The sequence below is a fragment of the Bradyrhizobium sp. BTAi1 genome, assembly GCF_000015165.1.
Taxonomy (GTDB): domain Bacteria; phylum Pseudomonadota; class Alphaproteobacteria; order Rhizobiales; family Xanthobacteraceae; genus Bradyrhizobium; species Bradyrhizobium denitrificans.
In genome coordinates this window covers 5019257-5034889 of record NC_009485.1, presented here as the reverse complement: position 1 = coordinate 5034889, position 15633 = coordinate 5019257, and the positions used below count along the sequence as shown (strand labels likewise).

The 15633-nt window shown below is 66.5% G+C and carries 8 protein-coding genes; 5 read left to right on the top strand and 3 right to left on the bottom strand.

All coding sequences use genetic code 11. From position 1 onward, the window contains the following. Window positions 1-59: 59 nt before the first annotated feature. Together BBTA_RS22495 and BBTA_RS22490 are read right to left on the bottom strand one after the other, a co-directional pair. A complete protein-coding gene (locus BBTA_RS22495; RefSeq protein WP_012044809.1) occupies window positions 60-6563 on the bottom strand; it encodes a non-ribosomal peptide synthetase in 6504 nt (2167 codons plus the stop codon). A gap of 234 nt (window positions 6564-6797) precedes the next feature. Then, window positions 6798-7778, bottom strand: coding sequence for an LLM class flavin-dependent oxidoreductase (locus BBTA_RS22490; protein ID WP_041750827.1), 981 nt, complete (start codon window positions 7776-7778; stop codon window positions 6798-6800). Between the two features lie 421 nt (window positions 7779-8199). Between BBTA_RS22490 and BBTA_RS22485 the strand changes: the two genes are divergently transcribed. Beyond that, window positions 8200-10803: an ATP-binding protein gene (locus tag BBTA_RS22485; RefSeq protein ID WP_012044807.1), complete on the top strand. Its 2604-nt coding sequence runs from the start codon at window positions 8200-8202 to the stop codon at window positions 10801-10803. A 157-nt stretch (window positions 10804-10960) separates the two neighbouring features. Here BBTA_RS22485 and BBTA_RS22480 read toward each other — a convergent pair whose 3' ends face one another. Continuing rightward, entirely contained in the window at window positions 10961-11629 is a 669-nt protein-coding gene (locus tag BBTA_RS22480; RefSeq protein ID WP_012044806.1) for a helix-turn-helix domain-containing protein, read from the bottom strand. 206 nt (window positions 11630-11835) lie between these two features. Between BBTA_RS22480 and BBTA_RS22475 the strand changes: the two genes are divergently transcribed. The 4 genes from BBTA_RS22475 (at window position 11836) to BBTA_RS22460 (ending at window position 15600) form a co-directional block, all read left to right on the top strand. Continuing rightward, window positions 11836-13332: an amidase gene (locus BBTA_RS22475; protein WP_012044805.1), complete on the top strand. Its 1497-nt coding sequence runs from the start codon at window positions 11836-11838 to the stop codon at window positions 13330-13332. A 37-nt stretch (window positions 13333-13369) separates the two neighbouring features. Beyond that, window positions 13370-13720 carry a RidA family protein gene (locus BBTA_RS22470; protein ID WP_012044804.1) on the top strand — a complete coding sequence of 117 codons (351 nt, stop codon included), beginning with the start codon at window positions 13370-13372 and terminating at the stop codon, window positions 13718-13720. A gap of 17 nt (window positions 13721-13737) precedes the next feature. Continuing rightward, window positions 13738-14976 carry an FAD-binding oxidoreductase gene (locus tag BBTA_RS22465; protein ID WP_012044803.1) on the top strand — a complete coding sequence of 413 codons (1239 nt, stop codon included), beginning with the start codon at window positions 13738-13740 and terminating at the stop codon, window positions 14974-14976. A gap of 249 nt (window positions 14977-15225) precedes the next feature. After that, complete coding sequence (locus tag BBTA_RS22460; RefSeq protein ID WP_012044802.1) at window positions 15226-15600, top strand: hypothetical protein; 375 nt, start codon at window positions 15226-15228, stop codon at window positions 15598-15600. Window positions 15601-15633: the final 33 nt, after the last annotated feature.

Here is a 15633-nt window from a genome sequence, read left to right as displayed (position 1 = left end):
ATGGCCCGCGCGGCACGGTTCTCAACGTCGTCGCGATGCAGCCGATGCATGGTCCTGGGCTATTCGGCCTGGCTTTGCCTGGTGTGATGGTCGGCTTGGCCAACCAAGCGCGAGGCTGGCAGGAGGTGAAGCGGAGTGTCCGGCCGATCGGCGCCGTCTGCCAGGATCGCCAAATAGTCATCGAGCCAGGACGTCACGTTTTTTTCGCTGAGCTGGTCCGGCTTGTAGATGCAGGCGCCGGTGAGCCCGGTCGGCAACTCCTCGACCATGATGGTCAGGTAGGCGCTGTCGACGGGCAGCACGGGCCGGCCCTCGGCCGTTGCGCTGTCGAAACGCTGCACGTCGAGTCCGGACAGCTCGAACGGCTTCGGAATCGCGTTCTGGAAGATGAAATACACTTGCGTGAGCGCCGCCAGGTCGAGCTCGGCCGCGCCGGAAAACTCCGCGACCAGGGTTTCGAACGGCAGCTCCTGCCGGGCATGCGCGTCCAGCAGGCTGTCGCGGACGCGCCGAAGCATCTCGCGGAACGACAGCTCGGGTTCGAGCTGGGTCCGCACGATCGTCGTGTTCTCGACGGGGCCCACGATGCGCTCCGTCCAGCGCTCGAAGCGGTTGGCCATGGTGGTGCCGACGCAGATGTCGCCGCGGCCCGTGCGGGCCATCAGCATCGCCTTGAAGCCCGCCATCAGCGCCATGAATATGGTTGCGCCGTCGCCATGGCTCAGCCTGGTCAGCCGGTCGATCAACCGCCGCGGCAGATGAAACGCTGCAGTGGCGACACGCGGGCTCGGCTGCTCTCCGGCCTGGCCGGCGGGCGCGTTGAAGAGGGGCGAGGCGCCGCGCAGGCGATGCGTCCAATCAGCAAGTTGCCGGGCAGCGGCCGCGCTGATGCACCATTTCGCCTGCCAGGCAGCAAATTCGGAGAATGCGACAACCGGGGTCGGCAGCGATGCCTCGCGACCGCCGATGTGAGCTGCATAGAGCGCGGCGATCTCCTCGAACAGGACACCCATCGACCAACCGTCCACGATCACATGATGCATGATCAGGACCAGGACATGGTCGTCCGGACCGAACCGCAGCAGCCGCGCCCGCAGCAGCGGGGCGCGCGCGAGGTCGAACGGACGCCAGGCCTCCTGCGCGATGCGCAGCTCCGCCTTTTTCAGCATGAGCGTCCGGGCTCGCTTGTCTCCCGGAGGCGCGGGGATCGCGATGGTCTCGGTCTCGAGCACCGACGTGATCGCCGCGCTGTCCAGCACTTGCGGCTCCGGGGCGGCGTCAACCGAGTGGAAACTGGTGCGCAGGGACGGGTGCCTGCGGATGACGTCCACGAGGCTGGCTGCGAGCGCCCGGGCGTCGAGCGGGCCGCGCAGCCGGTAGGCATAAGGCAGGTTGAATTGCGGCAGGCCCGGCAGGTCACGCTCGGTACGGACGATCTGATCCTGCTGGATCGAGATGACGGTACGCTGATCGGATCGCCATTGCACCTGCAGCGTTTGGGGTGCGGCCGTGGCGCGGGCCTGGTCGACGCGTAGCGCCAGCGCTTCGATCGTGCTGGCCTCGAACAAGGTTCGGATCGGCAGGGAGACGCCGAGTGTGCTCGCCACGCGCGCCAGGACGCGGCCTGCGAGCAGCGAATGTCCCCCAAGATCGAAGAAGTTGCTGGTCACCCCGCATTCCCCGCATCCGAGCACGTCGACCCAGATGCCGGCGAGCAGTTGCTCGGTCGGGGTCCGCGGCGCAACGTGGTCACCGCCTGTCGTTGCCGGGAGCGATCCCAGCGCCGCCAGGGCGGTGCGGTCGAGCTTGCCATGCGCGGTCACCGGCAGCTGATCCAGCATGACATAGCCGGCTGGAATCATATGTGCCGGAAGCCTGCTCCGGGCGAAGCCGTTGAGGTCATCGACCGCTGGCGGCTGGCCGTCGGCGGCGACGATATAGGCGGTCAGCTGCGTGTCGCCATAGCGCGTGTCGCGCGCCAGGATGGCCGCGGCTCGCACGGCCGGATGCTGCGCCAAAGCGTGCTCGATCTCTTCGAGCTCAACCCGGCAGCCACGGACCTTCACCTGCTGATCGACCCGGCCGAAGCATTCCAGCGTGCCGTCTGCGCGCCAACGTGCCAGGTCGCCGGTGCGATACAGGCGCGCGCTGCTGTCCGGCGAGTACGGGTCAGGCAGGAAGCGGCTGCGTGTCTGGCCGGGATCGTTGAGATAGCCGAGCCCGACGGCGACGCCGCCGACATAGAGCTCTCCGGCAATCCCGATCGGCACAGGCTGCAGGTGCCGATCGAGGACGTGCAGCCGTACATTGGCGATGGGACGGCCGATCGGCACCGTGCTTGATGCAGACGGTGGCGCGACCATGCGATGGGTCGCCACGTCGTCGGAGCATTCGGTGGCGCCATAGGCATTGATGAGCGGCACCTGCGGGAAGTGCCTGAACCAGTCCTCGCACAGATCCGGCGCCAGGCTCTCGCCGGTCGCGATCAGTGCGCGCAGCTGGCCGAGTGCGCGCGTCGTGGCGGCATCCGGAGCCGGCTGCAGGAAAGCGCGCAATTGGCTCGGCACGATCTCCAGCACCGTCGTGCCCTCGCGCGCCATCTCGTGCACCAGCCGCGCCTGGTCCTGAACATCGTGATCACCGATGATATGGACCTGGGCGCCGACCATCAGCGGCGCGAGACATTGCCAGATTGCGATGACGAAGCTCTGCGGCGAGGTCTGCGCGACCACGTCGCCGGATGACAGGCCAAGATCGGCGATCTTGGACAGGAGATGATTGACCATGCCGCGCTGCGCGATCATCGCCCCCTTTGGTTCGCCGGTGGAGCCTGACGTGTAGATGACGCAGGCGAGCGAGGCGGGCGATCGCGGTGAAGCCGGGACCGCCCGCGTCGTCTTCGGGGGCGCGATGTCATCCAGCAGCAGCACGTCGGGCTGCGCCGTGCGCGGCAGGTCAGCGAGTGCGGCTCGTAGCGCCGCGGCGCTCCGCTGCGTGGCGAGGACGATCCGCGCGGCGCTGTGCCGGAGAATTTTCGTCAGCCGGAGTGCCGGCAAGCTGGGATCGAGCGGCAGGAACGCCGCCCCGGTCTGCTGCACGGCGATCAGCGCCGCGACATAGTCGACGCTGCGCTCGGCGAACAGCACGACGATGTCGCCGTCGCTGATTGGCGTGCGTTGCAGCCCGCCTGCAATGGCCTCGGCGCGCTGCGCCAGGCCGGCATAGCTGAGCTTCGTCTCGCCGCAGGAGACGGCCGGAGCTGCAGGTGCGCGCTCGACCTGGCGCGCGAAGCGCGTGAGGACATCGTCTGAGTTTGCCGGCGTCGCCGAGGTGGGGGTCCAGCCCTCGACGAGGTGCCGTTGCTCCGCCGGTGACAGCAAGGGCAGCTCCGAGAATGGCAGATCGGGAGCCGCGATGACCTGCTCCAACAGGGTGCGGAAATGGCCGACCATCCGCTCGATCGTCGTCGCTTCGAACAACTCGCTGCTATATTCGAGCCAGCCGCCCAGCGCTCCGCCATCGTCGATCAGCTCCAACACCAGGTCGGATCGCGCGATGCCCGGGTCGGGATCGATGGCGCGCGCCGACAGGTTCTCGAGCGCGAGCGGCTTCGCCGCCTTCTGCAGGATGAACATCACCCGGAACAGCGGGTTGCGGTCCAGCCTGCGCGGCAGACGCAGCGTGCGCAGGAGCTCCTCGATCGGCAGCTCCTGGTGGCGATAGGCCTCCAGCGTCACGTCGCGGACCCGCTTCAGCACTTCGCGGAAGGTCGGATCGCCGGTCAGATCGGTCCGCAGCACGATCGCGTTGGCGAACATGCCGATCAGCCGTTCGATCTCCAGCTGACTGCGATTGGCGATCAGCGAGCCCACGGCGATGTCATGATGGTCGGTGTAGCGGCAGAGCAGGCATTGAAACGTGCCCAGCAGTGTCATGAACAGGCTGGCATGGTTGGCGCGGCTGAAGCTGCGCAGCCGCTCCGACAGCTTTGCCGACAAACGAACCGGGATGCGGGCGCCGCGGCCGGTCCACTGCTCGGGCCGCGGCCGGTCGGTTCGCAGCGGCAGTTCCGTCAGGCCCTCCAGCCGGCGGCGCCAATGGCTCAATTGCGCCTCGGCCGCCGGCGTGGCGAGCCACGCGCGCTGCCACTGCACGAAGTGCCGATATTGCTGCGGCAGCTCGTCGAGGCGGCACGGCTTCCCGTGGCAATAGCCATTGTAGAGTCGTTCGAGCTCGTCGAAGAACAGCCGGTGCGACCAACCATCGGTGATCAGATGATGCAGCTTGACCAGGAGGACATGCTGTTGATCACCGAGCTGCAGAAGCTGGATGTGCACCGGCGGGGTGGTCTCGATCTCGAACGGGGACCGCAGCAGGTCGAGCATGTGAGTCCGGACGGCCGCCATCTGCCCGGATTGAGGGACGGCGCGAAGATCGCACCGCTCGATCGAAGGGTGCCGGGGGGTTACCGTCTGCCGTACCTCTCCCTGCTGGTCGGGAAAGATCGAACGCAGCGTCTCGTGGCGGTCGCAGACCGACGCGATGCTGGCGTCGAGCGCACCGATGTCGAGCGGGCCGGTCAGCATGAGTCCCGAGATCACGTGGTATCGGGATGGATCGGGATCGATCGCGGCGAGCAGATGGATGCGCTGCTGCTGGAGCGACAGGGGGCCGCTCTGCTCCGGAGCGCTGGCCGTCTGCAGGCGCTGCGCACCCGCATGGTCTCGCAGCATCTCGACACGTTCAGCGAGCGCGGCCACCGTCGGCGCGTCGAAAATGTCCTTGAACGAGATCTCGGCGTCATAGCGCGCCCGGAGGCGGGCGATCAGCTGGGTGATCGTGAGCGAATCCGCGCCGAGCGCAAAGACGTCCTCATTCACACCGATTTCATTGAGCCCGAGCAGGTCGGCCCACATGCTGGCGAGCTGCCACTCGGTTTCGGAGCGCGCCGGCACCAGCTGTCCGCCGCGATGGATGTGCGAGCGTGGCGCCGCGATCGACAGCTGGCCGGCCAGCTCACCGCGAACAACCCTGCCGTCGGCGTCTTTCGGGAAAGCCGTGACGACGCGGATCAGGCCGGGGACCTTGAACCGCGCCAGCCGCTCGCTGGCGAAGCGCCGGAGCTTCTTGATGTCGATCTTGTGCTGCGGCCTCGCAATAACCGCGGCGGCGACGTCCTCACCGAGCCGCGTATGCGGAATCGGAAACACCACCGCTTCGGCCACGTCGGGGTGGCGCATCAAGGCATTCTCCACCTCCCTCGGCGAGACCTTCTGTCCACCGCGATTGATGATGTCGGCCTTGTTGATGCGGCCGAGCAGGAAGAGATAGCCATCGGAGTCGAGGTAACCGAGATCGCCGGTCCTGAACCAGCCGTCGCGGAACGCTGCGCGTGTCGCGGTCTCGTTCTTGTAGTAGCCGCGGGTGATCGCGGGCCCCTGGAGCACGACCTCGCCGCGTTGCCCGGCCGCGAGCACGCGGCCCTGGTCATCCATGATCGCGATGGCGGCGCCGGCGGGCTTGCCGACCGAGCCGGGCTTGCGCCGTTCGAGGGGATTGGCAGCGATCTGGCTTGCGGCTTCGGTCATGCCATAGGTCTCGATGACGGGAACGCCGAACAGGCTTTCCAGCTCGTCGAGGACGCTGGTGGGCAGCGAAGAGGATGCGGATCGGATCAGCCGCAGGCGGGTCTTGACGGCGTCCTTGCGCCGGTGCGCCGCTGCGATCAACGCGCGGTGGATCGGCGGCACGGCCGTGTACCAGCTGGCCTCGAACGCCGCCAGCCAATCCAGGAACGCCGCGGCGTCGAATTCCGGCGGACAGACCACGCTCGATCCCGATGCAAGCGCCGTCAGCAGGCCGGAGATCAGACCGTGCGCATGCACCAGCGGCTGGACGTTGATCAGCCGGTCGTGCGGCGCGAGCGCCAGAGCAACGCCCGCGCTATAGGCCGAGTGGCAAATGCCGGCCTGTGTCAAAGGCACCAGCTTCGGCTGCGCCGTGCTGCCGGATGTCAGGAGCACGAAGGCGTCGTCCGACGGTTGCGGCATGTCGCAGGTTACGGCCGGCCGCGGCGCCGGGCAGGTGAGATCGAAGGATCCGATCGCCGCGTCGGCGCGGAATGACAGATCGATGACCGGGATCGCCATGGCATAGGCCACGCTGCGGCTGACCGATTCGATCCCCGGACAGGTCAGCAGCGCGGTGATCTCGAGGTCGCTCAGCGCGCGCCGCACTTCGTCCGACGAAAAACCCGCATGGAGCGGCACGCAGACGGCCCCGCAGGCGACGGCGACCGTCGCCACGGCGGCATCGGCGCCGTTCGGCAACACCACGGCCACGCGATCCCTGGCGCCGAGACCGAACCCGCGCAGCTCGGCGATGATCTCGGTCGTCCGCTGCCACAGGCCGCCATAGGTCAGTGCGATTCGATCGGGCGCCAGAATGGCGAGGCGATCCGGTTGGACCCGTCCGTAATGGGCGAGGGCATCGGCCAGTGAACAGAACTGCGGCTGCACGCCGGACGTCGTGGCGGCCGATGATGTGGCTGGAACGTTCGACATGTCTGTCCCGAGTGATGCAGGCTTTCGCCTGCGCGCCGTCTGATCGTGCGCTTGGTGAAGGATGGCGCGGGCCGAGACCGTCGTGAGGATTGGGAGAGGCTCATGGCGCGCGTCCGGGCGAACAATGAAGGGCCCGATGGAAGCGTCCGGTCAGCCCGGACGCTCGAAATCTGTGGGGTACGCTTGCTACATGAAATGGGCGGACGAAGACGAGTTCGTCTTGCGCTCAATCCATCAGATTACCCCACAAGACGCAAGCGCTTTACGGATGTGTGCAAGCTCGTGGTCGCTTGCGACCACGTCGAGGATCATGGTCGTCACATTCTGCTCGGTGAATTGGCGCAGCCGCGCGCCGATCTCGTCATAGCTGCCGACGAGATAGGGGCAGTCGGCTTCGAAGGTGAGATAAGGCAGCAGCCAATAGCCGTTGTCATGGATGTCGCCGGTCTCGCCCGAATCCCTGAGGCGCCGTTTCCAGACCGAATCGGTCTGCGCCATGCTGTAGTCGAGCAAAGCGCGCTTGTCGGCATTGTCCCGGAACAGCAGCGTCGCCTCGTGCCGCGCCTGATCACGCGTTGGCCGCGTGAAAATTCCGAGATTCACGCCGGGGGAGGTGATGCCGTGATCGAGGTCGGGCGGCAGCATCTGCATCATCAGGCAGCCGGTGTCCTGCGCCACCCGGTGCGCGGCATCGGACTGTCCCGCGATCAGGAACTCCGGCATCAGTGCGGGCGGCAGAGACGGACGCAGCTGCAGATGTTCGACGCCGTAGAACCGCCCTTTGAACGTCAGGGGCCGTGCGCTGGTCAGAAGCTGCCGGACGACATGCACGAATTCGCCGAGCCGCGCATAGCGGTCGTCGTGGGAGAGCGTCTCGCCGAGGCTTTGCAGGTCGCTCATGGCGGCGCCTGTGATCATGTTCAGAAACACTTTCCGGCCATGAAGAAGCGCCAGCGAGGAGACGAATTTCGCGACGGTGAACGGATGCATGTAGGCCGGATTGACCGCGATCAGCGGCGAGCAGCGTTGGGTGTTCGCCACGATGTGCTGCGCCATCGGCCACGGTTCGACCACCGTGTCGTTGCCGGCGAACAGCAGGATGCCTGTCAGCCCGCTGTCATCGCTGAACCGGGCGAGGCGCAGCAGCTGGTCGACATGATCGCGCGGCGGCAGATTGCGCGGGACGGTCGGAAAGATGCGAAGCGTCGTGCTCATCTGCCACCTCACCGAGGCGAATTGTTGGACGGACTCCGGGCGCGCGAATGAACGCCGTCAGGCTTGATCATAGAGCTTCGTTGCTTGCAAGCAGGTTGATGCTGAGCAGCATTCGCAATTGCCGAATCGGGGCGAGCCGTGCTCTCCACCGCCAATGACGAGGCAGGACCGCTCCGGGCCAGGATTGAGGCCATCGACCATGTGAAAGGCGTCCGGCACGTGCCGATGGCGTCACGCCGGACCGCTGTCTGCGCTTGGCCGCCAAAGATGACATCCCGCGACAAAACATGCTACCACGAGATCGGGAAATGTTGCGCGGCGTCAACTCCGAGATGTCGCATCGTTCCGAACCGTCAGCTGACCCTGGCACATCATTCAACCGATCATCGAACCGCTCGACGGCCTCCTGAATTCTGGCGCCATGTTGGATCAAACCAAAGCGCAAGCTGGCGATCAGCCCGCTTCGCGGCACAAGGGCTTCGCCGGCGCCCTGACGAGAGCAGAGGCTCGGCTTGGCTTGAACCGGCGCTGGACGCCGCGGATCATCATCCTGAGCGGCCTCGTGCTGGCGGTTCTGTGCGATGCCTTCGTCGCGCACATGCTCTCCGTCAACTATCGGGAGACGTATCGGACCATCAAGGCCGCGAATGGCGATCTGGCCCGCGCTCTCGAAGAATACATGTTGCGCAACATCCAGGGCGTCGATGTCCTCTTGAGCGGGACGATCAATAATCTGGCGAAGAACCCGGCGCTGCTGACCGCCGGCAACCCGGCCCTGATCGACGAACTGAAGCAGCGGGTCGCGCCATATCCGATCGCGAATGCGATCGTCGTTCTCGACGCCGATGGAAAGCTGCTGGGCGACAGCCTCGGGAATGGCGGCCCGGGCCGGGAGCAGAATTTTGCCGATCGGACGTACTACAAGGCCCAGCGGGATGACCCCGGCCGCGGCCTGTTCATCGACGTGCCGGTGTTCTCCCGCGTTCGCAACAGCCTCGTCCTCGTAGTCAGCCGCGCATTCCTGACGCCGGAGGGGCGTTTCGGCGGCATCGTCTTCGTGCCCATCGACTATGAGAATCTCCGGCAGTTCTTCCTGTCGCTGAACGTCGGCCAGCGCGGCACCGTGACGCTCTACCGTGACGACGGCACGATCCTGCTGCGCACGCCGAATGCCGACGAGTTTGCCGGGCGCGATGTCCGCTCGAACCGCCTGTTCACCTACTATCTGCCACAGGCGCAAAGCGGAAGCTTCGAAGGAAGCGGCATGACGGACGGCACGTCCCGGAGCATCAGCTACCGGCGTGTCGCAGGCATGCCGCTGGTGGTGACGATCGCCCGCGACCCGGTCGAGTTTCTGGCGGGCTGGAAGAACAATGCGCTGTATTACAGCGTCATCGCGGCCGGGCTCAATCTGCTGATCGCGGGGTTCGGCTTCGGCCTGGCGCGGCAATGGCGTTTGCGCGCCACGTCGGAACAGGCATTGCGGGACAATCTGGAGCAGCATCAGCTGGTCACGGAAAACGTGCCGGCCTTGATCGTCCATGTCCTGGAGGATGGCCGCATCCGCTATGCCAACCGGGTCGCACGCGACTGGTATGCCGCGCCGTCCACCGACACGATCTGCGGCCGCAAGATCGAGGATTTCATCGATCCCTCGCATCTGGACGAGGCGAGAGCGAAGATCGAGGCCGCGCTGGCCGGCCGAACCACGGGGGGCGAGGAGGAGACGACATTTCCCGACGGCCGTGAACGCTGGTGCGAGACCATCCGGGTGCCGGATTGCCGCCAGGATGGCACGGTGCGCGGCTATTTCGTGCTGTCGGTCGACATCACCGAGCGCAAGCGGATCGAGGACGAGTTGCGTCAGGCGCAGAAGATGGAGGCGATCGGACAACTCGCCGGAGGCATCGCGCATGACTCCAACAACATGCTCGCGGCGACGCTCGGCAATCTCGATCTCCTGCTCGATGCGCTGCCTCAGGCCGAGGTCTCCGCCCGCAGCCTGGCCGAGCGCGCCGCCGAAGCGGCGGAGCGGGTCGCCGATCTCAATCGCCGTCTGCTGGCATTTGCGCGTAAGCAGACGCTGCGGCCGCAGGTCACCGACGTCAACCAGCTGGTCTGCGCGATGACGACGATCCTGCAGCGGACGCTCGGAGAGACCATCGAGATCGAGGTCGCGCAGGACCCGATGCTGTGGCAGTGCCTGATCGATCCGACGCAATTGCAGAACGCGCTGCTCAATCTGGCGCTGAATGCGCGGGATGCGATGGCCGGCCAGGGACGACTGACGATCACGACCGCAAATGCCGTGCTCGATCAGCCGCTCGATGACGGCGACGAGCGCATCGGCCCCGGCGAATACGTGACCATTGCGGTGGCCGACAGGGGCGCCGGGATGCCGCCCGAGATCGCGCGCCGCGCCTTCGAGCCGTTCTTCACCACCAAGGAGTTCGGCAAGGGCAGCGGACTTGGGCTGTCGATGGTCTATGGCTTCGCCCGGCAGTCGGGCGGCACCGCAGTGATCGCGAGCCAGGTCGGGCAGGGCACACAGGTCACGCTCTACCTGCCGAGCGCCGGGCCAGGAGCGAGCGGGGAGGCGCGCGCCGGCACGACGCGGCTGCCGCGGCCCGACCGCGCCGAGCGGATCCTGGTGGTGGAGGACAATCCGCTGGTCGGCGCGATGGCCTCCACCATGCTATCGTCGATGGGCTACAGTCCGGTCGTCGTCGTCAATGCGGCCGCGGCGATCGCCGAATTGGAGCGGCCGGAGCCGGTCGCGTTGCTGCTGACCGACATCGTCCTGCCGGATGGGGTGACCGGCATCGACCTCGCGCGCCAGGTCCGCCACAGATGGCCGGAACTGCCCATTGTCTTCATGTCCGGTTTCGCGGACCCCTCGCTCGTCCCCGAAGATTTCAGGGCCACGACCAAGCTTCTCGCCAAGCCGTTCCGGCTCGGGCAATTGTCGGAGGCGATCGTGTCGTCCCTGGCGGGCCGGCCGGCCGCTGGCAGAACCGCGACATGAGCCCCGTGCCATGATGGTGTGATCCGCGCAGGTCATGCCATCTCGCGGCGCCGAAGCCTCCGAGTTGGGCCGGTCGTCTCGCCCTCAATCCGACGAGGGGGCAGCCGGGCGCGCCGCAGCCAACGTGGCTAGCGACGAGGCCGCTTCGATCCCACGCTCACTCCACCGCGTCCTTCTTTGCGATCCGGTGCAGCTGCTCGAACAGGTCGGCCTGCTCGCTGGTGCACAGACACACGCCCTGCGCCGAGTCCGCTTCGCCGGCGTTGAGATAGGCGTGGCCCATGGTGCTGTCGAGGTAGATGCCGTCGCCCTCGTGCAGGATCTCCGGCGCGTAGAACTCGGTGTGCACGGCGATGGTGCCGCGGGTGACCAGGAAGTACTCCTCGCCGCTGTGGCGGAGCAGGGGACCGAACTCATCGAGCGTGCGCGCGCGCACCTCGGTGATCATCGGCACCATGCGTTTCCCGATCAGATCGGTGCACTGATAGACGTAAGTGTAGAACCTCGTGTTCACCACCTGGCCCTGGCCGGCGCGGCTGATGCTGCGGCGGGCGGTCACCGGCCGGCCCGGCTCGGGCCGCGGCGCAGCCGGGCTGAACAGCTCGGCGATGTCCATCTGCAGGCCCGAGGTCAGCTGCAGCAGCTTGTCATAGGTCAGCGACATCAGGCCGTTCTCGACCTTGGACAAGGTCGACAGCGCCATGCCCGTCTTCTCCGCCACCTGCTTCAGGGTCAGCCCGCGCGCCTGCCGGGCGGCCTTCAGGCAGTGGCCGAGCTGGGAATGGGGGCTTTCGGAGGCGGACTCGCTGACAGCGGTATCGGTCACTGGGGACTCCGGAAAATCCGTTAGCGGATCGCGTTTCTTGGTTGCGCGGCGCGGACGGGTAATCTCGCGCGAAACGCCAGGCAATTCAATCAGCTGCCTCGACCGCCAGCGGTCATGCATGAGCAGCGGTGGAACATTGCGTTTTCACATCGTGCATTTGATTTCGTATATGCTAAATAGTTTTCCGAAACGGAAAGAGAAGTCCCTTGGCATCGATTTGCGACAACACCGCCAGCGATCTGGTCAAGCTCCTGAAAACAAAGGCGATCTCCCCCGTCGCTTTGCTCGATTCGTGCCTCGAACGGATCGCCGCGGTCAATCCGGCGGTCAATGCTGTCGTGACCCTGGACGAGGCGGGCGCCCGGGCGGAGGCCAAGGCCGCCGAGGCCGAGCTCGTCAGGGGCGAGGACAAGGGGCCGCTGCACGGCCTGCCGGTGCTGATCAAGGACACCCAGGACACCGCCGGGATGCGCTCCACCTATGGCAGCCCGATCCTGGCCGACAATGTACCGGTGGCCGACCAGGCGTCGGTGGCGCGGCTGCGTGCGGCGGGCGCCATCATCTTCGGCAAGACCAACACGCCGGAATGGGCGGCGGGCGGCAACACGCGTAATCCCGTGTTCGGCGCCACCGGCAATCCGTTCGATCCGCTGCGCTCAGCCGCCGGCTCCTCCGGCGGCTCGGCGGCGGCTTTGGCCTGTGGCATGGCGCCGTTGGCCTCGGGCTCCGACACCGGTGGCTCCTTGCGCAATCCGGCCGGCTTCTGTGGCATCGTCGGCATGCGGCCGTCCTACGGGCTCGTCGCCAGCGACAAGCGCGCCCATGGCTGGTCGTGCCTGTCGACCGACGGACCGATGGCGCGCAATGTGGCCGATACGGCGCTGATGCTGTCAGTGATGGCGAGCGACGATACGCGCGATCCGCTTGCCTACACGCTGCCCGGCGAGGCGGTGCGTGGCACACCCGCGCGCTGGGCCGTGCCGCCGGCCATCGACCTCGGCAGGCTGCGCCTCGCCTTCACCGAGGATTTTGGTTTTGCGCCGACGGAAGCGCTGATCCGCCGCGCCTTTCGCGCGCGGGTGAGGCGCATCGCGCCGCTGTTTGCGGACGCCAGCGAAGCGACACCCGATTGCAGCGGCGCCGACGAGACCTTTGCGGTGCTGCGCGCCTCGCTGTTCCTCACCCAGCATGGCAAGAATTATCGCGAACGGCCTGAGATGCTGGGGCCGAATGTCCGCGCCAATGTCGAGGAGGGGCTGTCCTACAGCCTCGAGGATTTTTCGCGCGCGGCGGCCAACCAGACCAGCATCTACCGCGCCTATCAGAGCTTCTTCGCCGCGCATGATGTGCTGATCAGCCCGACCATCACGCTCAGCCCGCGGCCGTGGTCCGAGCTCTATCCGGCCGAGATCGACGGCGTGCCGACCAGATCCTACTTCCATTGGCTGGCGCTGGCCTATGCGGTGACGCTCGCCGGCCATCCCGCGCTGAGCCTGCCGCTCGGCCGCGACGAGAACGGCTTGCCGTTCGGTCTGCAGATCGTCGGCCCGCGGGGCGGCGATGCGCTGGTGCTCGGCATTGCCGCGGCCCTGGAACAGGCTTTCGCTGGCGACGCCGAATTGTGCCGGCCGCAGCCGGATCTCGCCGGGCTCGCCGCGCTGCCGCCGCTGGCCCAGGCGCCCGGCTTCATGGCGTGGGATTGAAGCGCGCCGTCATGATCAACACCTTCTGGAGATAGCGATGTCCGATTCACCCTCATGGCCGTTCTCGCTGGTGCGCCGCGCCGGCGGGCTGGTGTTCCTCTCGGGTGAGGTGCCGGTCGCCGATGACGGCACCATCCCGGAAGGGATCGCGGCGCAGACCGACCTGACGTTCAAGCTGATCGGCGAGACGCTCGCCGGCGAGGGCCTGTCGCTCGACGATGTCGTGTCCTGCATGGTGCATCTCGCCGACAAGGCCGATTTCGCGGCGTTCAATGAAGCCTATCGCAAGCATTTCAAGGATCCGCTGCCGGTGCGGACCACGGTGCAGGCGCAGATGATGGCGGACGTGAAGATCGAGATCACGGTCGTCGCGGCGGCGCGAAGCTGACAGCAGGAGTGATGACGATGCGAAGCGCGATCGTTCTCGGAGGTGGCATGGTCGGCGTCGGCACGGCGCTGCATCTGCAGAGCCGTGGCTGGTCGGTCGCCCTGGTCGACCGCAAGGAGCCGGGCCGCGAGACCAGCTATGGCAATGCCGGGATCATCCAGAGCGAGGCCGTCAGGCCCTATGCGATGCCCTATGATCTCGCCGGTGTCCTCGACATCGCGCTGGCACGCACCAACGACGTTCATTATGAGCTGACGGCGCTGCCCTATCACATGCGGCCGCTGCTGCAATATTGGTGGAACTCGTTTCCCGCCCGCCACGAGGTGCTGACACGCACCTATGCGCAGTTGATCGCCCGCGCCGCGCCGGAACATGAGCCGCTGATCACCGCCGCCGGCGCCGGCAATCTCGTGCGTCGCGACGGCTTTCGCGTGCTGCACCGGAACCAGGCGCAGTTCGACAAGGAAGTGAAGGACGCCGAGGCCGTGGGGACGGCGTTCGGCGTCAAGTTCAAGGTGCTCAGCGCAAGCGAGCTGGCCAAGGCCGAGCCAGGCCTCAACGACAGCGGCATCGGCGGGCTGCATTGGCAGGAGCCGTGGACCGTGTCCGATCCCGGCAGCCTGGTGACGTCCTATGCTGAGCTGTTCGTGCGCCGCGGCGGCAAGCTCGTGCGCGGCGATGCGACCACGCTGGCCCAGCAGGGCAGCGGCTGGAGCGTCATCAGCGATGAGGGCCGGATCGAAGCCGAGGCCGCGGTCGTGTCGCTCGGGCCGTGGTCGCCGACATTCCTGCAGCGCTTCGGCTATGATATCCCGATGGTGCGCAAGCGCGGCTATCATCGGCATTACAGCGGCGGAGCGCCGCTCGACCTGCCGCTGCGCGATGCGGCGTTCGGCTATCTGATGAACCCGATGGCCAAGGGCGTGCGCATCACCACCGGCGCGGAGCTGTCGGCGCCGGACGCCGAACTGACGCCGGTGCAACTCGGCAAGGCCGAAGCTGCGGCACGGCAGCTGATCGATCTCGGCAAGCCGGTCGAGCCGGAGCCCTGGCTGGGCACGCGGCCCTGCATGCCGGACATGCTGCCGGTGGTTGGTGAGACCGCGCGGCACAAGGGGCTGTGGCTGCATTTCGGCCATGGTCATCAGGGCTTCACGTTGGGGCCGGCGACCGGCCGTATCCTGGCCGAGCTGATGAGCGGCGAAGCGCCCAGCGTCACGGTCGATGCTCTCTCGCCGGCGCGTTTCGGTGCCTAGGCGCGTCCACGCACGGCTGTTGCAAAGCAAGGTTCGAAAAGGAGTGATCTAAATAGGCTTCAATTGCCGGCTGCAAAGCTCAGCCAGTCGTTTACCAAGCGAGCCGGTCGGTTCTGTCAAAATCTCCCACTTCACGAATTCGCAAGCCAGCGCTCCTAGGGTCGCGCTGGTTGGGCCGGAACGCGGGGGCGAACGCGGTTCGTGAGTTCTGTTGTCGGCCAGTGATCCGGACATCATGTGGGGGAGCAGATGAACTTCGCGGGCCTAGCCTACCGCTTCGTTTCCAATTTCGTATTTCTCGGGGCCGTCTATATGAGCCTCAACTACATCGAGAAATATCAGAATCGCGCGGTTCTCGCACTGGTCATCCTGCTCTACGCCGGCATGCGTGCGGTCACGGTCATTCGCTCGTTCCACTTCTTCGGGCGGATCGAAAAGCTCGAAGGCGATGTTCGCCGCCTCGCCGGCATGCTCGGCGATGGTCCGGTCAGTCAGGTCGTCAACAAGCAGACCATGAACGACGTCGGCTCGCTGCGGCGCGATGGCGAGAAGAAGTCCTACATGGACCTGTTCTTCCTGGCAGCGGCCGTCATCCTCTGCGTCAGCAAGCTCGTCACCAACTGATCACGCACCCGCAGCGAGACGCCCGAGCCCCAT